The sequence below is a fragment of the Saccharopolyspora erythraea genome (assembly GCF_018141105.1).
GTDB lineage: Bacteria > Actinomycetota > Actinomycetes > Mycobacteriales > Pseudonocardiaceae > Saccharopolyspora_D > Saccharopolyspora_D erythraea_A.
On record NZ_CP054839.1, the window covers coordinates 7,751,260 to 7,769,179 of the forward strand.

At 71.7% G+C, this 17,920-nt stretch carries 20 protein-coding genes; 7 read left to right on the forward strand and 13 right to left on the reverse strand.

Features of this window, described 5'->3' with window-relative positions; genetic code table 11:
• Window positions 1-83: 83 nt before the first annotated feature.
• Complete coding sequence (gene paaC, locus HUO13_RS34790; protein ID WP_249124293.1) at window positions 84-944, reverse strand: 1,2-phenylacetyl-CoA epoxidase subunit PaaC; 861 nt, start codon at window positions 942-944, stop codon at window positions 84-86.
• Between the two features lie 222 nt (window positions 945-1,166).
• Window positions 1,167-1,859, reverse strand: coding sequence for a DUF3592 domain-containing protein (locus HUO13_RS34795; protein ID WP_249124294.1), 693 nt, complete (start codon window positions 1,857-1,859; stop codon window positions 1,167-1,169).
• 88 nt (window positions 1,860-1,947) lie between these two features.
• On the opposite strand from HUO13_RS34795, the gene HUO13_RS34800 reads away from it, so the two are divergent.
• Window positions 1,948-3,210 (forward strand): isochorismate synthase, encoded by a 1,263-nt coding sequence (locus HUO13_RS34800; RefSeq protein WP_249124295.1) that lies wholly within the window; start codon window positions 1,948-1,950, stop codon window positions 3,208-3,210.
• Window positions 3,211-3,300: 90 nt separating this feature from the next.
• On the opposite strand, the gene HUO13_RS34805 is transcribed toward HUO13_RS34800, so the two are convergent.
• A complete protein-coding gene (locus HUO13_RS34805) occupies window positions 3,301-4,803 on the reverse strand; it encodes a M1 family metallopeptidase (protein ID WP_211899089.1) in 1,503 nt (500 codons plus the stop codon).
• Between the two features lie 143 nt (window positions 4,804-4,946).
• The gene (menD, locus tag HUO13_RS34810) at window positions 4,947-6,617 is read right to left on the reverse strand and encodes a 2-succinyl-5-enolpyruvyl-6-hydroxy-3-cyclohexene-1-carboxylic-acid synthase (protein WP_211899090.1); all 1,671 of its coding nucleotides are present in this window, start codon (window positions 6,615-6,617) and stop codon (window positions 4,947-4,949) included.
• A 127-nt stretch (window positions 6,618-6,744) separates the two neighbouring features.
• On the opposite strand from menD, the gene HUO13_RS34815 reads away from it, so the two are divergent.
• Entirely contained in the window at window positions 6,745-7,668 is a 924-nt protein-coding gene (locus HUO13_RS34815) for a 1,4-dihydroxy-2-naphthoyl-CoA synthase (protein WP_211899091.1), read from the forward strand.
• 147 nt (window positions 7,669-7,815) lie between these two features.
• Here the strand turns inward: HUO13_RS34815 and HUO13_RS37950 are convergent, their stop codons facing one another.
• On the reverse strand, window positions 7,816-8,157 hold the full coding sequence (locus HUO13_RS37950) for a hypothetical protein (RefSeq protein WP_349253388.1): 342 nt from the start codon (window positions 8,155-8,157) through the stop codon (window positions 7,816-7,818).
• A gap of 409 nt (window positions 8,158-8,566) precedes the next feature.
• Between HUO13_RS37950 and menE the strand changes: the two genes are divergently transcribed.
• From menE to HUO13_RS34835, 3 genes are all read left to right on the forward strand, one after another.
• On the forward strand, window positions 8,567-9,739 hold the full coding sequence (menE, locus tag HUO13_RS34825; protein WP_211899092.1) for an o-succinylbenzoate--CoA ligase: 1,173 nt from the start codon (window positions 8,567-8,569) through the stop codon (window positions 9,737-9,739).
• Between the two features lie 118 nt (window positions 9,740-9,857).
• On the forward strand, window positions 9,858-10,736 hold the full coding sequence (locus HUO13_RS34830) for a 1,4-dihydroxy-2-naphthoate polyprenyltransferase (RefSeq protein ID WP_211899093.1): 879 nt from the start codon (window positions 9,858-9,860) through the stop codon (window positions 10,734-10,736).
• Window positions 10,737-10,796: 60 nt separating this feature from the next.
• Window positions 10,797-11,633: a pentapeptide repeat-containing protein gene (locus tag HUO13_RS34835; RefSeq protein ID WP_211899094.1), complete on the forward strand. Its 837-nt coding sequence runs from the start codon at window positions 10,797-10,799 to the stop codon at window positions 11,631-11,633.
• Between the two features lie 61 nt (window positions 11,634-11,694).
• On the opposite strand, the gene HUO13_RS34840 is transcribed toward HUO13_RS34835, so the two are convergent.
• The 7 genes from HUO13_RS34840 to HUO13_RS34870 form a co-directional block, all read right to left on the reverse strand.
• The gene (locus tag HUO13_RS34840; RefSeq protein WP_211899095.1) at window positions 11,695-12,180 is read right to left on the reverse strand and encodes a hypothetical protein; all 486 of its coding nucleotides are present in this window, start codon (window positions 12,178-12,180) and stop codon (window positions 11,695-11,697) included.
• Between the two features lie 22 nt (window positions 12,181-12,202).
• A complete protein-coding gene (locus HUO13_RS34845) occupies window positions 12,203-12,631 on the reverse strand; it encodes a hypothetical protein (protein ID WP_249124296.1) in 429 nt (142 codons plus the stop codon).
• A 21-nt stretch (window positions 12,632-12,652) separates the two neighbouring features.
• Complete coding sequence (locus HUO13_RS34850; protein WP_211899096.1) at window positions 12,653-13,558, reverse strand: WXG100 family type VII secretion target; 906 nt, start codon at window positions 13,556-13,558, stop codon at window positions 12,653-12,655.
• Between the two features lie 12 nt (window positions 13,559-13,570).
• On the reverse strand, window positions 13,571-13,900 hold the full coding sequence (locus HUO13_RS34855; protein ID WP_211899097.1) for a hypothetical protein: 330 nt from the start codon (window positions 13,898-13,900) through the stop codon (window positions 13,571-13,573).
• Between the two features lie 169 nt (window positions 13,901-14,069).
• Window positions 14,070-14,669, reverse strand: coding sequence for a DUF3558 family protein (locus HUO13_RS34860; protein WP_211899098.1), 600 nt, complete (start codon window positions 14,667-14,669; stop codon window positions 14,070-14,072).
• A 38-nt stretch (window positions 14,670-14,707) separates the two neighbouring features.
• Window positions 14,708-15,817 (reverse strand): PLP-dependent cysteine synthase family protein, encoded by a 1,110-nt coding sequence (locus HUO13_RS34865; protein WP_249125235.1) that lies wholly within the window; start codon window positions 15,815-15,817, stop codon window positions 14,708-14,710.
• A gap of 35 nt (window positions 15,818-15,852) precedes the next feature.
• Window positions 15,853-16,167 carry a DUF4229 domain-containing protein gene (locus HUO13_RS34870; protein WP_211899099.1) on the reverse strand — a complete coding sequence of 105 codons (315 nt, stop codon included), beginning with the start codon at window positions 16,165-16,167 and terminating at the stop codon, window positions 15,853-15,855.
• Between the two features lie 177 nt (window positions 16,168-16,344).
• Here HUO13_RS34870 and HUO13_RS34875 point away from each other — a divergent pair, with 177 nt between their 5' ends.
• Together HUO13_RS34875 and HUO13_RS34880 are read left to right on the forward strand one after the other, a co-directional pair.
• The gene (locus HUO13_RS34875) at window positions 16,345-16,569 is read left to right on the forward strand and encodes a BldC family transcriptional regulator (protein ID WP_009944010.1); all 225 of its coding nucleotides are present in this window, start codon (window positions 16,345-16,347) and stop codon (window positions 16,567-16,569) included.
• 156 nt (window positions 16,570-16,725) lie between these two features.
• Window positions 16,726-16,920 (forward strand): hypothetical protein, encoded by a 195-nt coding sequence (locus tag HUO13_RS34880; protein WP_211899100.1) that lies wholly within the window; start codon window positions 16,726-16,728, stop codon window positions 16,918-16,920.
• A 66-nt stretch (window positions 16,921-16,986) separates the two neighbouring features.
• Here the strand turns inward: HUO13_RS34880 and HUO13_RS34885 are convergent, their stop codons facing one another.
• Window positions 16,987-17,883, reverse strand: a complete 897-nt coding sequence (locus tag HUO13_RS34885) for a DMT family transporter (RefSeq protein WP_249124297.1) — start codon at window positions 17,881-17,883, stop codon at window positions 16,987-16,989.
• Window positions 17,884-17,920 lie beyond the last annotated feature (37 nt).

The following is a 17,920-nucleotide window of genomic DNA, read 5'->3' on the forward strand; positions in this document are numbered from 1 at the left end:
GGTGCGCGCCGTGGACGGGTTCCCGACCCATCACTTCACTGTGCACCCGCGACGGCACCGGGTTCTTGCGGGTAACTACTCATTTACCGCGCCGATCGGGCTAGGTACTGCATTTCGGCGAGCAGGAACTCCATGGAACCGGTATGGGCCCCTTCCCGCCCGCCGGGCGGGGTGAAGGCGGTGAACACCGCCGGGTCGGGGCGGTCGACGCGTGCCTCGGCGAGGACGGTGTCGAGGTGGGCGACGACGTCGGAGCGCACCGCCGACGGGTCGACCGCGCAGTCCGCCTCGGCCAGCGACAGTTCGACCGGGTGCGGGCTGAACAGCTCGCCTACCAGCGGCCAGATGCGCTCGAACCCGTCGGCAAGCGCGGCGCGGACCTCGGCGCCGCCCTGGCCCAGCGACGCGGCCCAGCGCGCGGCGTGGTCGCGGTGCGCGGTCAGCGTCGCGATGCTGCGGGACGCCTGGTCGGACAGCACGGGGTCGCGGGTGCGGGCGAGGCGTTCGAACACCGCCGCGCGCCACGTCGACATCACCAGCAGCCGGGCGACGGTGGCCGCGAAGTCGCCGCCGCGGCCCGGTCCGCAGTCGACCTCGGCGAGCCGGACGTTGCGGAAGTGCGCCGCGTCGCGGAAGTGGGCGAGCCGGTTCTCGTCGCGGCCGGCGCCTTCGAGCTCGCCCGCGCGTTCCAGGAGAATCCTGGCCTGGCGCAACAGGTCCAGCGCGATGGTGGCCAGCGCGATGTCGGTCGCCAGGTCGGCTCCCCGAACGCCCCATTCGGACAGCCGGGCCGACAGCACCAGCGCGTCGTCGCCCAGCATCAGGCAGTAGGCGGAGAGGTCCACTGCGGACACCGAGTCCGGCACCGACCTGTCCACAGTGGAGGCGGAGGGTGCGCCGAGCACCCATCCCGCCGTGTTGGATCGCGTACCCGGAGTGTTCATGACGACCTCGCACGCGAGTGCGACGGTGCCGCGGTGTGGCACCGGGAGCACGCACCAGTGTCACACCGGGCGCCACGATACGGAAGTCAGTGCTCGCCGCTTGGGACCACTGTGTGCGGAGGGTTCAGCAACGCACACGCCAGGTTCACAGCGTCCGCGCCAGGTTCAGCGGAACTGCCACCAGTTCCCGCCGACCGTCTGCGGCAGCGCCCGGCGCCGCGTTCAGCGGCGCCTGCGCAGCACCAGGTATGTCGGCAGCAGCACGAGCCAGGTGCCCGCGATCGCCGTGCCGACCGGCAACAGGGAAAGCACCATCGTCCGTCCCGCGACGCGGACCAGGTCGGGGTTGCGCGTGTCGTACTCGACGCGGACCAGTTGTCCCTGCTGGAGCCCGGCGGGGTAGAGGACGCCTGCCGGCGGGATGTAGACCCGGCCCTCGTCGGTGCTGAACCGGACGACGGTGCGGGTGAAGGAGCTGTCCACCACCTCGGCGACCGCCTGGCCGCGGGACTCCTCGATGGTGCGGTCGTTGATGAAGCAGCCGACGACGATCGCCAGCAGGAGACCGGTGAGCAGCAGCAACAGGCCGAGCACGCCGCGAGCGGCGATCCGGCGCGGATCGCGCCGCGGCCGCCGAGCCGCCCCGCTGCCGGCGCGCGGACGGCGGGCCGTCTCGTCGTCACCGTGCGCGTCCCGGGCTGATTCGTCACCGCGCGAGTCCTGGGCTGCGTCGTCACCGTGCGAATCGCGGGTGTCCTCGCCGCGCGGGTCCCGGGTCGCCTCGTCGCCGCCGTCCTCCGAGCGGCGGGCCGTCTCATCGCCGGACGCGGGACGGCGAGTCGTCGGCTCGTCACCTACCGTGCCCGGATCGGTCACCGAGTCGGCTGCGTCCGGTGCCACCGCGTCGCTCGCCACGGTGACCGATTGTAGGGACTTGGCGTGCTCGGGCGGGCAGGGCATCGGCCACCGCCACTCTCGTGCACGCTCCGCTTACCCTCCAAGGGTGGCCACTACCTCGCGTCTGCTGACCGCGCGTACACGGAGGCTCCGTGCAGGTGATCCCCTGCACGATCGACCTCTGCTGGAACTCCTGCCGCGCGACACCCCGTTGAGCTGGGTGCGCGACGGCGACGGCCTGGTCGGCTGGGGCTGCGCGGCCCGGCTGGACACCTCCGGCACCGAGCGCTTCGTCGAGGCCGACGCCTGGTGGCAGGACTGGACGGAGCAGGTCGAGGTGCACGACGAGGTCGGACTGCCCGGCACGGGTCCGGTCGCGTTCACCAGCATGGCGTTCGCCGAGGAGCCCGGCCGTTCCGTGCTCGTGGTGCCGGAGGTGGTCGTCGGCCAGCGCGACGGCGTGCGGTGGGTCACCACCGTCGGCGAGCCTGCCGCCGCGCGCCCGCCGGAACCGGTCGCGCACCCCGGCATGGTCCGCTACAGCGACGGGCAGCTCAGCGCCACCGGATACCGGCAGGCCGTGGCCGACGCGGTGCGCCGCATGCGGGAGGTCGGCGACCTGGACAAGATCGTACTGGCCCACGACCTGCTGGCCTGCACGTCCGACCCGCTGGACGGCCGCTTCCTGCTGAACAACCTCGCGGCCCGCTACCCGAGCTGCTGGACGTTCGCGGTGGACGGGCTGGTCGGGGCGACTCCGGAGCTGCTGCTGGAGCGTGCCGGGCAGCTGGTCCGCTCCCGGGTGCTCGCGGGCACGATATGGCCGCGCGAGGGCCGCGGTGCCGACGAGCTCGCTGCCGAGCTGCTCGCCTCCGGCAAGGACCGCAGCGAGCACGACTACGCGGCCAAGTCGCTGGCCACCTGCCTGAGCCCGTTCTGCACCGAGCTGACGGTGCCCGAGGAGCCGTCGGTGCTTCGCCTGCGCAACGTCATGCACCTGGCGTCGGACATCTCCGGGGTGTTGAGCGGCAACCAGGCGACGCTGCTGCGGATGACCGATGCCGTGCACCCGACCGCCGCTGTCGGCGGAACCCCGACTCCGCAGGCGGTGAAGCTCATCCACGAGCTGGAGGGGATGGACCGCGACCGCTACGCGGGACCGGTCGGCTGGGTCGACGCCCGCGGCAACGGCGAGTTCGGGGTGGCGCTGCGCTGCGCGCAGATCCAGTCGGGCCCCGCGGACCGGGAGGGCCGGGTCCGGCTGTTCGCCGGATGCGGCATCGTCGCCGACTCCGATCCCGACCTGGAAGTGGCCGAGGCGGAGGCGAAGCTGCTGCCGATGCGGGAGGCGCTGGAAGGCATCGCCTAGCGCAGGAAGACACGGGTCTGCGGGCGCCCGGACGCGAACCGGCGGCGCCGGGCGTGGTGCCCGGCGCCGCCGGCAGGACGGAACCGTTCGTCAGTCGTGGTCGTGCACGCGCTCGTGCACCGCGTCGATCTCGGCGACCGCCGGAGGCGGCACGAGCGACGCGCGGGTGGCGCTGGCCGGGACGCCGGTCGCCGCACCGACCGCCGGCTTGCCCGGTGTGAACAGCCACGCGTTGAAGAACTCGTCGAGCTGCTTGCCCGAGCGCTGCTCGGCCAGCTCGATGAACTCCTCGATGGTGCCGGTCTGGTAGCGCTTCTCCGCGACCCAGGTGCGCGTGATGTCCAGCAGCGCCGCGTCGCCGACGACGTTGCGCAGCGCGTGCAGGGTCATCGCGCCGCGGTCGTAGACCGCGCCGTGGAACACGTTGGCAGCGCCCGGATCGCCGGGCTTGACCTGCCAGAACGGGTCGTCGGCAGGCGTCGACGAGTAGTAGTGGTCGAACAGCTGCTGCGCGGTGCCGGTGCCGTGCGCCTCCGACCACAGCCACTCCGCGTAGGAGGCGAAGCCCTCGTTCAGCCAGATGTTGCGCCAGGTGTCGACCGAGATCGAGTCGCCGAACCACTGGTGGGCGTTCTCGTGCACGACCACCGACATGTTCGCGCCACGGCGGAAGAACAGGTGGCTGTAGGTCGGCCGGGTCTGGTTCTCCAGCGCGAAGTTCAGGCCCTCGGAAGTGGCGACGCCGCCCTGAGCCTCGAACGGGTACTCGCCGAACAGCCCGGAGAGGAACTCCACGACCTCCGGGGTCCGCTCGATGCTGGCCTTGGCCGCGCCCTCGTACTCGCCGAGCTTGTCGGAGTAGGCCGTGACGAACGGCTGGCCGAACGCGCCGGGCTTGGTGCTGATGTCGTACTGCCCGACCGACATGAACGCCAGGTACGTCGCGGTGGGCTTGGTGGTCCGCCACTGCCACGTGGTCTGGCCCGCCAGGCTCGACTTGCCGGTGTTGACGCCGTTGGCCAGCACCTCGGTGCCGTCGGGGACGGTGACGGCGATGTCGAAGGTCGCCTTGTCGCGCGGGTGGTCGTTGCCGGGGAACCACCAGGACGAGATCTCCGGCTGCCCGATCGCCAGCGCGCCGTCGGAGGTGCGGATCCACGGCTTGATCCCGCCTGCCTCGACCGTCGAGGGGACGCCGTCGTACTCGACGACGAACGTCGCGAGGCTGCCCTGCGGCAGCGTCCGCGGCGGGGTCACGGAAAGCTCCAACCCATCGTGCTCGAACTGCGCTCGCTGGCCGTTGACCAGCACCGACTTCACGTTCAACGCGAAGTCCAGGTTGAACGCGGTCAGGTTCTGCGTCGGCTTGGCCACGATGGTGGTCGTGCCCTGCAGGTAGTCGTCCGCCGGCTGGTAGCGCACCTGGACGTCGTAGTGCGAGACGTCGTAGCCGCCGTTTCCGTAGCCGGGGAAGTAGTCGTCGCCCACCCCTGGCGCGCCGGGACCGTCGCTGCCGGCCAGCGCCGGCGTGGCGAGGAACGCCGCGGCGCAGCAGGAAGCGGCCGCCACTCGCAGGCCCTGTCGTCGAAACACCCGCTACCTCCTTGGAATCCGGGCCACGAGGCGTGACCCGCAAGGAGATTAAGGAAGGAGCGGTGTTCCCAGGCGCCAAACGGAGGCAGCGGTTTTTCCCATATCACAAGGAAAAACGGGAATCCGGGAAGCGCGGCGTCCGATCAGCCGTGCAGTGCGCCGCGCACCGCCGCGTGCAGACGCTCGTGCACGCCGCGCAGTTCGGCGCGGTCGGCGCGGACCTCGACCACGCGCAGCCCGGAACGCCGGCGCAGCGCGGCACCGAACTCCGAGCGCTGCCGCACCACGGTGTGCTCGACGCCGTGGGCCGCGCAGAGGCTGCCGATGTCGGTGCCGTGCGGGGTGCCGAAGACCCGCTCGAAGGAGCCGCTGTGTTCGGGACTTCCCTGCTCCAGCAGGGAGAAGATGCCGCCGCCGTCGTCGTTGAGGACCACGATCGTCAGGTCCGGGCGCTGTTCCTGCGGGCCGAGTATGAGCCCGTTGCTGTCGTGCAGGAACGTCAGATCGCCGAGCAGCGCGTAGGACGGGCCGCCGTGCGCCAGCGCGGAGCCGATCGCCGCGGACACCGTGCCGTCGATCCCGGCCACGCCGCGGTTGCGGTGCACGACGACGTCCGGCCGGTGGTTCGCGGCGAGGGCGACGTCACGCGTCGGGTTCGAGGAACCCAGCACCAGCAGCGACCCCGCCGGAAGGGCGTCGACGACGTCGCGGGCGACGACCGGCCCGTTCGGCCACCGCTCCAGGTCCAGCGCCGCGTGCAGGGCCGCCGATGCCTTCTGGTCCGCCTGCTGCCACCCGGTCAGCCAGTCGGGGTCGGCCGGTCCCGGCGAGGCGCCGAAGGTCTCGGCGACCTCCCGCACGTTGTGCGCGGGGGTCGGCCAGTGCGAGCCGCCGTGGGCCAGCAGGACCTCGACCCCGGAGTCGGCGAGCAGGCTCTGCACCTGGCGGAAGACCGTGTTGCGGCCTACGCACAGCACCTGCTCCGGGAGGTGGTCGCGCATGAAGCCGGGCAGCTTGAGCAGCCACATGCCGGTGCTGATCGCGGCCGCGCCGGAGAGCCCGACACCGCCGGTCTCCGACAGCACCGGCCAGCCGTACCGCTCGCCCCAGGCGCTCGCGCTCTCGGCGGCGCCGTCGGCGACCAGGACCAGTCCGCGGCGCGACCGCACCTTGGACAGCGTGCTCGGCGCGCTCTCGTGCTCGGAGACCTCGGTCCAGCGCTGCCCGTCGGCACGTCCGTCCAGCGGCTCGCACCAGTCGCGGTCGCCGCTGGGCACCAGCGGCTCCCGGAACGGCAGGTTCAGGTGCACCGGGCCGCCCCAGGTGGTACCGGCGGCCATCGAGGCGGCCCGGCACACCTGGGTGCGCCAGTAGGCGTTCTGGCCGGGCCGGTTCTCGGCCACCGCGAGCTCGTCGAACAGCCTGACCGCGGTGCCGTAGAGGCGGTACTGGTCGATCGTCTGGTTGGCGCCCGCGGCCCGCAGCTCGGGCGGGCGGTCGGCGGTCAGCACGATCAGCGGAATCCCGGCGTGGCACGCCTCGCTCACGGCCGGGTGCAGGTTCGTCGCCGCGGTGCCCGAGGTGCACGCCACGACCACCGGGCGCCGCGTGCGGGCGGCGATGCCCAGCGCGAGGAACCCCGCGCTGCGCTCGTCGATGCGGACGTGCAGGTCGATCCTGCCCGCCTCGGCGGCATCGTGCAGCGCGAAGGACAGGGGTGCGTTGCGGGACCCCGGGGCCAGCACCACCTGGCGCACCCCGTTGCGGACGAGCTCGTCGACGATGACCTCGGCCTGGGCCGTGGACGGATTCAACCCATCACCCCTGAGAAATTCGCTTGCGGACGGCGGTCAGACGTCACCCCGGCCGCCGGCCCGGCAGGCGCCGAGGCGGTGCGGGCGGGCCCGTGCCCCGGTGCTTGCTGGGCCTATTGTCCCAGGTGTGCAGAATCCGCGTGTCTCTGAGCTGTTCGATCCGGTCGCGTGGGAGCCCGTGGACGGCTTCGACTTCACCGACATCACCTACCACCGCTGCGTCGAGGACGGGCCCGGGAAGGGCACCGTACGCATCGCCTTCAACCGGCCGGAAGTCCGCAACGCTTTCCGCCCGCACACCGTCGACGAGCTCTACCGCGCGCTCGACCACGCGCGGATGACCAGCGACGTCGGCTGCGTGCTGCTGACCGGCAACGGGCCGTCGCCCAAGGACGGCGGCTGGGCGTTCTGCTCCGGCGGTGACCAGCGCATCCGCGGCCGTTCGGGCTACCAGTACGCCCGCGGTGAGACTTCCGACACCGTCGACCCGGCACGGGCGGGGCGGCTGCACATCCTCGAGGTGCAGCGCCTGATCCGGTTCATGCCCAAGATCGTCATCGCGGTGGTGCCGGGCTGGGCCGCAGGTGGCGGGCACAGCCTGCACGTGGTGTGCGATCTCACCCTGGCCAGTGCCGAGCACGCCCGGTTCAAGCAGACCGACGCCGACGTCGGCAGCTTCGACGGCGGCTTCGGGTCGGCCTACCTGGCCCGCCAGGTGGGGCAGAAGTTCGCGCGGGAGATCTTCTTCCTCGGCCGCCCCTACACCGCCGAACAGGCGTTCCGGATGGGCATGGTCAACGAGGCCGTGCCGCACGAGGAGCTGGAGGCCATCGCCCTGCAGTGGGCGCGCGAGATCAACGGCAAGTCGCCGACCGCGCAGCGGATGCTCAAGTACGCGTTCAACGCGATCGACGACGGCCTGGTCGGCCAGCAGCTCTTCGCGGGCGAGACGACCCGGCTGGCCTACATGACCGACGAAGCCGTCGAGGGCCGCGACTCCTTCCTCGAGAAGCGCGAGCCGGACTGGTCGTCCTTCCCCTGGTACTACTGATCCCTGCTATTACCGGCTGGTCGCACTGCGCGCTGACCAGTGGCCAGTGCTCGCGAGTGCCCGCTCGTGGCCGTGGAGACATCGCCCGCCGGCCACGAGCGGTGTCGCTCGGCACATGGTGGCGGTACCCACACCTGGCCTTTGCCGTCAGCGCGGCTGCGGCGGCAGCAGCTCCTTCGGATCGAACGACAGCGGGAACGGGTACTCGATCTCGAACCGCGAACCCGCCCCGGCGACGGCGACCTCGACGTAGTGGTCGATGTCGAGCGCGAACAGCTTGACCTCCGATCGGACCTGCGACCGGCGGACCTCGACCTCCATGAAGTAGGGGATCTTCGCCGCCGCGCACAGCGCGGGCTTGTCGATGCGGTCCTTGCGGCGGCTCGACGGCGAGACGAACTCGACGGGCATCAGCACTTGGTCGGTCGGGACCCACACGTCGACATCGGGCTCCGGAAGCGACTTGACGATCGTCAGGTCCGGCTGGATCGATCCACCGCTTCGGCGAGAACGCGACGTTGATGGTCAGGCAGGCGAGGAAGCCCGCCTCTTCCGCAGGCGGGGCCAAGATCCGGTTCAGCTTCCCCGCCGCATGGGAATTGGCCGACGAGTCGTGCGGGATCACGGTCAACCTTCCGTCCAGGCATTCGTACTTCACCGCGGACATGCCCGGGATGGGCAGGTACCGCTCGGCGAGCCCCGTGGTCCACATGCCCGCGAGGTCGGCCAGCGGATCGAAGGCCCGCGACGCTTCGGCCGGCGCCAAGCTCGTCACCTCGATCTCCTCTGGGGAGTGCGACAACACCATCGCCGCAGGGACTCGAATTCTTGAGCGAACTCACTCGAACGCGTGGTCGATGATTTCGCCTGGTGAGGGCCTTGGCCGAGAATGAGCGCCATGCCGAGCCCACGTGTCATCGAGCCGCTGGTGGTGCCCGCCGGAAGGCGTGCGCCGGAGGTGCTGCCTGCGCTGCGTAGGGCGCTCGACGGGGACGGTCCGGCGCTGCTGCCGGTGGCCGAGGGCTCCGAGCCGGTGCGGGCGCTGGCGCCCGGCACCGCGCTCGGGCCGGGTGAGGACACCGCCGGTGACCCGACCGCGCTGGTCATCGCCACCTCGGGTTCGACCGGCGTGCCGAAGGGCGTGCTGCTGCCCGCTTCGGCGCTGCGCGCCTCCGCCGAGGCGACGCACCGCCGCCTCGGCGGTTCCGGGCACTGGCTGCTGCCGATGCCCGCGCACCACATCGCGGGCATCCAGGTACTGGTCCGCGCGCTGCTCGCCGGGACGACGCCGGTGGCGGTCGACACCGCGGGCGGCTTCCGGCCCGACCGCTTCGCCGAGGCCGCCGCGGAGATGCTGGCGAACGACGGCCCGCACTACACCTCGATGGTCCCGACGCAGCTCAGCCGCGTGGTCAACGACGGCGGGCAGGGGCTGGCGGCGCTGCGCCGGTTCGACGCCGTGCTGCTCGGCGGGGCGGCGACGCCTCCCGCGCTGCTGCGCCGGGCCCTCGACGAGGGGGTGCGCGTGGTGACGACGTACGGCATGAGCGAGACAGCAGGCGGCTGCGTGTACGACGGCGTGCCGCTGGACGGCGTGCGGGTGCGCATCGACGCGGGCGGCGTGGTGTCGCTGGCCGGGCCGAACCTGGCCAGGGGCTACCGGGGCGTGCCCGAGTCGCCTGCGTTCGCGGGCGGCTGGTTCCGCACCGGTGACCTCGGCCGCTGGGCCGGCGACCGCCTGGAGATCCTCGGCAGGGCCGACGACGTGATCATCACGGGCGGGGTCAACGTGGCCCCGATGCCGATCGAGCGGATCCTCACCGAGCACGAGGGTGTCCGCGAGGTGTGCGTGCTGGGCGTAGAGGACCCCGAGTGGGGCCAGGCCGTGGTGGCGGCGGTGGTGCCGGCCGACCCGGCGCGCCCACCGTCGGCGGAGGCGTTGCGCGCGGCGGTCCGCGAGCGCGCCCAGCCCGCGGCTACGCCGAAGAACATCGTCTTCCTGCCGGAGCTGCCGTTGCGCGGCCCCGGCAAGCCCGACCGGACCGCCCTGCGGCAGCACTTCGCCGGATAGTTCTGGCTGTTCAGCGGCCCGCGCCGGGGAAACCCCACCACTGCACCGCACCCGCTGCCCGTCCCTGCTCGGGGAGGCTCGGGCAGGCCGTCCGAAAGCGTGAGCGAAGATGGCTCACATGGCGACTGTCGCGCAGTGGATCGAAGGCGCTCGGATCCGCACCTTCCCGAATGCGATCGCACCCGTGCTCGTCGGCACCGGTGCGGCGGCGGGCATCGACGAGTTCGATCCGGCGATCGCGGTGCTGGCACTGGCCGTGTCGATGCTGCTGATCCTCGGCGTGAACTTCGCCAACGACTACTCCGACGGCATCCGCGGCACCGACGCCGACCGGGTCGGGCCGTTCCGCCTGGTCGGTTCCGGCGCGGCGGAGCCGGGCGCGGTGCGCACCGCCGCGTGGGTGTGCTTCGGCCTGGCGGCCCTGGCCGGCATCGGTGTCGTGGTCCTCAGCGGCCAGTGGTGGATGCTCGCGCTCGGCGCGCTGTGCATCGCCGGTGCGTGGTTCTACACCGGTGGCAGGAAGCCCTACGGCTACGCCGGGCTCGGCGAGGTCGCCGTCTTCGTGTTCTTCGGGCTGATCGCGGTGCTCGGGACCCAGTTCACCCAGGCGGCAGGCGTCACCGGCTTCGGCATCGGCGGCGCGGTCGCGATCGGCTCGTTCTCCAGCGCGGTGCTGGTCGCCAACAACCTGCGCGACATCCCGACCGACCGGACCACCGGCAAGCGCACGCTGGCGGTGCTGCTCGGCGACCGCGACACACGCACGCTCTACGTGACCCTGGTGCTGGTGCCGTTCCTGATCACGGTGCTCGTCGCGCTGCGCAACACGTGGGCGCTGCTGGGCTTCCTGGCGCTGCCACTGCTGGTCACCTCGCTGCGCGCGGTGCTGACCGGGGCCAAGGGCCGGAAGCTGATCCCGGCGCTGCGCGACACCGGCTTCGCGATGCTGCTGTGGGCGGTGGCCACCGGCATCGCGTTCGCCCTCGGCCAGGGCTGAGGGACAATGGGCGGCGCGCGGCGGCCTGCCGCGCCGCCCAGCAGCAGGAGATCACGCACCTTGTCCGAACAGCCGGCGACCACCAGCACCGACCGGGCGGACCTGCGGGCCGATTGCGCGAGCTGCTTCGGGCTCTGCTGCGTCGCGCTGCCCTTCGCGAAGTCGGCGGACTTCGCCGTCGACAAGGCAGGCGGGACGCCCTGCTCGAACCTGCTCGCCGACTACCGCTGCGGCATCCACGCGAACCTGCGCGAGCGCGGCTTTCCCGGCTGCACCGTGTTCGACTGCTTCGGCGCGGGCCAGAAGGTCTCGCAGGTCACCTTCGGCGGACGTAGCTGGCGCGAGGACCAGGGCACCGCGCGGCGGATGTTCGACGTGTTCCCCGTCATGCGCCAGCTCCACGAGCTGCTCTGGTACCTGACCGAGGCGCTCGACCGCACCGAGACCCGCGAGATCCACGGTGACCTGCGGCGTCGGCTCGACGAGGTCGAGCGCCTCACTCGCGGCAGCGCCGACGAGCTGGCGGAGGCCGACGTCGCCGCGGTGCGCGCGGAGGTCAACGAGCTCCTGCTGCGCACCAGCGAGCTGGTGCGTTCGGAGATCCCGGGGCGCAGGAAGAACCGCCGTGGCGCCGACCTCATGGGGGCCAAGCTCAAGGGCGCGGACCTGCGCGGGGCGAACCTGCGCGGCGCCTACCTCATCGCGGCCGACCTGCGCGGCGCGGACCTGCGCGGCGCCGACCTGATCGGGGCCGACTTCCGCGACGCCGACCTGCGCGGCGCCGACCTCACCGGGAGCATCTTCCTCACCCAGGCGCAGGTCAACGCCGCCAAGGGCGACGCGGCCACCAGCATCCCGCCGGGGCTGAGCCGACCGGCGCACTGGCACGGTTCCTGACCCGAGCAGCGAAGCGGCCCCGGAACGCGAGTTCCGGGGCCGCTGTCGTCGCAGGGTCGCCTCAGGCGTCGACCTTGCGGCGACCGAGCCCGAAGACGGACACCGCCAGGAACGGTCCCGCGCCGACCACAACGGCGGCGATCTGCGCGATCCGGTTCTTGGTCGCCAGCTCGTACATCGTGATCTGCGACCCGGTGCGCACGACGGCCCGGTCCCGGCAGACCAGCGTCGCCGAGCCGGAGAACCACGCGGTGGTCTCACGGACCTCGTAGCGGCCCTCGGCACCGCGGGTGCTGATCTCCCGCGGCTCACCGCTGTCCGGCGTCACCTGGCAGCGCGCGACGCCGCCCCCGGACCTGGCCGAGGTGACCAGGATCGGCTTGCCGTCCCAGCGATACTGCTCGACGACCTTGCTGGAACCGGGCGTGGCGCTGGTCTCGTCGAGCTTCGTGCCGCCGAAGACCGCGATCGCCAGGAACACCGCCGCGGCGATGCCGACGACGATCCCCCAGGCCGCGGTCACGCCGATCAGTGCCTTGCGACTCATACCTGCTCACTCACCGTTTCCCTCACCGCAGGAACGAGTCCGGCGGCTCATCGTCGTAGCTCTCGTCCGTGGTGGCGTTGGGGTCGGAGTTGATGACCGTCGCGACGTCGTGGCCCTCGTCGAGCAGTTCCTTGGCCTTCTGCATGTTGGCGATGCTCGCGGCGAACGCGGCCTGGACCGACTCGTCGCGCAGCGCCGTACCGTCGGCGACATCGTTCCAGGTCAGCTCACCGGCGTCGATGCGTTCCTGCAGGGCGGCCAGTTCCGCGGGCGCCCTGCCGTCGCGGATGAGCCGCTCGATCTCGGCGATCTTCTCCTCGGTCAGCCTGACCTCGGGCAGTGCGGCGCTGAGCCGCTCGGCCTTCGCCATCGCCTCCTCGACCCGGCGCATGCGCTCCTCGACCATGTCGCGCGCCGCCCGGATCTCGGGACTCAGCATGTCTTCGCTCACGTCTTCTCCCGCTCGGGTGCGCTAGAGGGTGCCTGCGGCCGCTGTCCGGTAGCCGGAGCCGTTCTGACCGGCGGAACCGGACGAACCACCCGAGGAGCCGCCCGAACCACCGGAGCCGCCGGAGATGGTGCCGCGCGTCTCGGTCGCGCTCGTGCGGACCTGCGTCGCGGAGTCGCGGACACCGGTGACCCCGTCGCGGACCGCCGTGGCGTCGCCCTTGATGTCGATCGCGAGGTTGACCGCGTCGCCGAGGCTGTTGACCTCCTTGATCTTGGACAGGTTCGTCCCCGCGCTCCTGATGCTGTCGACCAGCGCCACGACCGCCTCGTACATCGCGGTCAGCGCCTCGTAGAGCTCGATGATGGTCATCACGATGCTGACGCAGCGCTCGACCTGCCGGACCGCGTTCGCCCAGCCCGCCACCGGGATCCAGCCGGTGGCCGCGGTCTCGATCAGCCGGTCGACCAGCTTCTTGATCAGCTCCAGCGCCTTGCCGGTCATCCGCCGCGACATGTCGGCGGCCTTCTGGAAGCCCTGCCCGATCAGCCGGGCCAGCAGCGCGTCGCCCTCCAGCGCCACCGTCCAGGTCCCGACGAGCATCCCCTCGAACGCCACGGCCCCGGCGCCGTCCCAGCTCTCGCGCAGCTCGCTGATGCCCGCGTTGAGGTTCGTCCGGATCGCCGAGAGCGCCTCACCGACCTGGCCCCACGCCTCGGCGTTGACCTCGATCTTGGAGAAGTCACCGGTGATCGGCGCGATCAGCGACTCGATCAGGTTCTCGCCGGTGACCTTCTCGTACACCCAGTTGACCGCCTGCACCTGCCATCCGGCGTCCTCGACCGCGGCGTCGAGCGCATCGGCGTTGCTCTTGGTGGGATCGGCTTCGAGCAGCGCGATCGGGTCTTCCTCGTCGGCGAATGCCCCCATGTCGAAATCCCCTCAGACCTTCATCTTGTCGAGATCGGCTTCGATCGCGCGCAACATCTCGGCCATCCGCTGTTCGCGCTGTTCGTATTCGGCGGAAGTGTTCCCGAGCTCTTCCTTGACCTTCATCAGCGCCGAACGCGCGAAATCGAGGGTTTCGCCGTACAGGGCGGTGACGCCCTCTACGACCGGGATCAACACCATCATCAAGCCGGTGAAACCGCTGGTGTTGGACGCGGTGCTCTCCGCCCACGCATCGATTTCCCTGAAATGGTTCGCATTCCGTTCGAGGAGCCCTTCGAACCCCCGCAGCTCCTCCGGAACCGCCTTGAGATTCCCGGCCATCGCGCCTCCCGACCCGCTGTTCAATCCAGGCGGTACCGACCTCCGGTACCGCCGGAGGTATGACAGCAGCGCGGTGCGAGCCGGTTCTCGAGAACCGGCAAAAGTGTTCAAGCTGTGACATTCGGGGGAGGGAACTCGCCCGAAAAGCCCCATTTCCGGGGCCAGTTCGTCACCGCGCCAGCGCACCCAGCACGTACTGCGCCACCGACTGCGCGGTGTCGCACTGGTCCGCGTCGGCCTCGCCCGCGCCAACCACGATCTGCAACGTGGCACCGGGCAGCGGCACGAAAACCGTGCAGTCGTTGGCGTGCAGCGCCTGCGTCCCCTGCGCCGAACCCAGGTTCACCGGCGTGGTGCCGAGTTCGGCGTAGCCCTCGGGCTGCGCGGCGACGAGCACCGACTGGTCGCCGGTGCGCGCCTGGTAGGAGCAGCCCCGCGCGGGCGGGTCGAAGCCGACCTCGCGCGCGGTCCCCGGTTCGACGGGGAACGCCAGCCGGGCCAGCTCGTCCGGGCTCACCAGCCCGCACAGCTCGTTCGTCGGGATGGCGGTGAGCGGACGCCGCTGCTCCGGCGGCAGGTCGCGGGTGATCGACGGCGTCACCGACTCCGACGAGGTCTCCTCGGACGTCGTCGCCGCGGGCGGCTGGCTCGGCGCGCCGGGCGCCCCGCCGGGCGCGCAGCCCGCCACCGCCAGGCCCAGCACCGGGGCCAGGGCGAGCAACTTCGGCCCGCTGCCGGGCCTGCGCTGGACGAACCTCGGACACCGCATCGACGAACTACCCCACCTCGGCGGACGATCTGCTCGGGTCAGTCTGCCGGGAACTCGCCGGTGGCGTGGAAGCGGTCCAGGATCTTGTGCGCCTCGTCCAGCTCCAGCCCCTGCTCGGCCACCCAGCGGTCGTCGTAGTAGGTGTTGGCGTAGCGCTCGCCGCCGTCGCAGAGCAGGGTGACGATGCTGCCCCGCTCCCCGGCGCGCCGCATCCGCGCGACCAGCCCGAACACGCCCCACAGGTTCGTGCCGGTGGAGCCGCCGACCCGGTGGCCCAGCACCTGCTCGGCGAACCGGATCGTCGCGATGGACGCCGCGTCCGGCACCTTGATCATCCGGTCGATGGCCTGGCCGATGAACGACGGTTCCACCCGGGGCCTGCCGATGCCCTCGATCAGCGAGCCGCGCTGCCCGGTCCGGGTGGCGTCGCCGTCGCACCAGGCGTCGAAGAAGACCGAGTGCTCCGGGTCGACTACCGCGAGCCGGGTCCGGTGCCTGCGGTAGCGGATGTAGCGGCCGATCGTCGCGCTGGTGCCGCCGGTGCCCGCGCCGACCACGATCCAGGCCGGCTCCGGGTGGGTCTCCAGCGCCATCTGCTCGAAGATCGACTCGGCGATGTTGTTGTTGCCCCGCCAGTCGGTGGCCTGCTCGGCGTGGGTGAACTGGTCCATGAAGTGCCCGCCGAGCTCGCCTGCCAGCCTGCGGGACTCGTCGTAGATCGCCCCGGGAGTGTCGACGAAGTGGCATCGACCGCCCTGGCGCTCGATCAGCGCGACCTTCTCCCGGCTGGTCGACCGGGGCATCACCGCGATGAAGGGCAGCCCGAGCAGGGACGCGAAGTAGGCCTCGGAGACCGCGGTCGAGCCCGAGGACGCCTCGATGACCGGTGTGTTTTCGGTCACCCAGCCGTTGCAGATCGCGTGCAGGAACAGCGACCGGGCCAGCCGGTGCTTGAGAGAACCCGTCGGGTGTGTTGACTCGTCCTTGAGGTAAAGATCGACGCCCCACTCCGCCGGGAGCGGATAGCGCAGCAGATGGGTGTCGGCACTGCGGTTGGCGTCGGCCTCGATGATCCGGATCGCCTCGCTGGTCCACCGCTGGCCGCGCGCCGACGAGCGGTCCACGCTGCTGCCGATCACCTCGGCCATCACACCGTCCTCGCTGGAATCCCTGCTCACCAGGGTCACTGGTCGTCTTCGTCGCGCTCGCCGCGCAGCTGGGCGCGCAGCTCGTCGCGCTGGGCCCGGCGCCGCTCGGCGCGCTCGGCCATGCCGGTTGCGACCCGGCGCCGCAGCGACCCCAGCACCAGCATCGAGATCGGCATCACCAGCACGACCGCGACGGCCACGGCCACCAGCAACGGCACCTGGAAGACCAGCAGCAGCGCGGTCGCGGCGGCCAGCATCCCCAGCCTGGCCAGCGTGTAAAGCGCCACGTCGCGGGCCAGGGTGGAGCCGGGCTGCTCGGTCACCTGCTCGTCCTCTTGCTGTTTCAGCACGTCAACCAGGGTAGAGCACGCCTTCCGGCGCCCGTCGGCGCAGGCCGTCGCCCGAAGCGCCGCTTTCGTCCCTTACCTTCCCTTTACCTGGACCCAAATGTTCGAGTACCTGCCCTCCCAAGTGCCAGGATGCGACCGGAATGCCCGAAAACCGTCCTCGCACCGTGGAGGTCACCAGTGACCGCGACGCCCCAGCAGACCCGCCAGAACGGACAGGAGCAGCTGCTCACCCCCGGTGAGGTCGCTTCGCTGTTCCGCGTCGATCCCAAGACCGTGACCCGGTGGGCGACCGCCGGCCGGATCGGTTCCATCCGCACGCCCGGTGGCCACCGCCGCTTCCGCGAGTCCGAGGTCCGCGCGCTGCTCGCCGAGCTGACCAACGACGTCAGCCGCAGCGCGTAGGTCCCGGACCGCCGACAGCGACCGGGAAGACCCGGCGGAGCCAGGTGACGCCTCACCGCAGAGGAGGCGTCACCTGGCTCCGGACGCGCCGGCGCCTTCGACCTCGATGCCCGATTTTGGCTAGTCTCGTGGGGGACGAGTGGAGGTGGCGCCAAGATGATCTACGTGCTGGCGGCGATCGGTTTCGTAACGGTCGCGGTGCTGCTCTGGAAGGCGTTCGGTCCGGACACCACCACACGGCCGACCAGCGGCAGCCGCCGCGTCACGACCGCACCGGACGACGACCCCGAGTTCCTGCGCAGGCTCGACGAGCAGCAGCGCAAGCCGCGCAACCCCGGCGAGGAGAGCTGACCCGGCGGGCACGGCCGCACCCGTGACCCCGTGAGCCCTCCGGAACGCCACAGCAGCCCGGAAGGCTCACGGGCCGTGGCCGCCTGCCTCGCGCCCGCGGCGCAGGCCGAGCACGCAGCCGGCCGCGACCACTGCCGTTCCGGCGGCCGCCGCCGGGGTCGGCTGCTGGACACCGAGCACGACGGCGACCGCGAACCCCGACACCGGCATCAGGCCGATCAGCACCCCGACGCGGTCCGCGCCGAGCACGGCCAGCCCGTGGTACCAGAGGCAGAACGCCACAGCCGTCACCACGACCGCCACGACCAGCAGCGCGGTCAGCTCCACCGCTGCCGGTGGGCGCAGCGGCTCGGTGGCGGCCCCGGCGGCCAGGCCGATACCTCCGGCGATCAGGCAGCACCACGTCGACACCGCGAGTCCGCCGAGCCGCGCCACCACACCGACGGCCAGGAGCGTGAACGACGCCTCGCACAGCAGGCTCCCCACCGAGAGCACCAGGCCCGCGGCGCGCCACGCCCCACCGCCCGAGAGCACCGCGATGCCGGACACCACCAGTGCGGCACCCGCCACGACGGGCGGTGACGGACACCGCCGGGCCAGTAGCGGTGTCACCAGACCGAGCAGGAGCGGGCCGGCGCCGACGACCGCGGCCACGAAGCCGGGGTCGGCGTAGCGCTGGGCGTGGATCTGCAGCAACGAGAACCCGAGCATCCCCGACACGGCCAGCCCTGCGAGCGCGGGCAGGTCGCGCACCCGCGGCAGCGGTAGCGACCGGCCCCGGAACCTGGCCCATCCCAGGAGCAGAACCCCGGCCAATGCGTAGCGGAAGCCCTGGCCCGTCCACATCGGATAGTCGCGCAGCAGGCCGTTGACCGGCACCGCCGCACCCACCGCCGCCGCTGCCACCGCCGCACCCGCGATCGCGGCGCGCTCGGCCCGGTATCGAACCCCAGTGGTGATCACGGCACCATGGTCGGGCGGAAGTGGACCAATGGTAAGC

Excerpts from the sequence above, each read along its gene's own strand:
- HUO13_RS34830 (WP_211899093.1), top strand. The coding sequence starts at position 9,858 with ATGGCGACTGTCGCGCAGTGGATCGAAGGCGCTCGGATCCGCACCTTC.
- HUO13_RS34880 (WP_211899100.1), top strand. The coding sequence starts at position 16,726 with ATGATCTACGTGCTGGCGGCGATCGGTTTCGTAACGGTCGCGGTGCTG.
- menE (WP_211899092.1), top strand. The coding sequence starts at position 8,567 with ATGCCGAGCCCACGTGTCATCGAGCCGCTGGTGGTGCCCGCCGGAAGG.
- HUO13_RS34860 (WP_211899098.1), bottom strand. The coding sequence starts at position 14,669 with ATGCGGTGTCCGAGGTTCGTCCAGCGCAGGCCCGGCAGCGGGCCGAAG.
- HUO13_RS34840 (WP_211899095.1), bottom strand. The coding sequence starts at position 12,180 with ATGAGTCGCAAGGCACTGATCGGCGTGACCGCGGCCTGGGGGATCGTC.
- HUO13_RS34865 (WP_249125235.1), bottom strand. The coding sequence starts at position 15,817 with ATGGCCGAGGTGATCGGCAGCAGCGTGGACCGCTCGTCGGCGCGCGGC.
- paaC (WP_249124293.1), bottom strand. The coding sequence starts at position 944 with ATGAACACTCCGGGTACGCGATCCAACACGGCGGGATGGGTGCTCGGC.
- HUO13_RS34855 (WP_211899097.1), bottom strand. The coding sequence starts at position 13,900 with ATGGCCGGGAATCTCAAGGCGGTTCCGGAGGAGCTGCGGGGGTTCGAA.
- HUO13_RS34850 (WP_211899096.1), bottom strand. The coding sequence starts at position 13,558 with ATGGGGGCATTCGCCGACGAGGAAGACCCGATCGCGCTGCTCGAAGCC.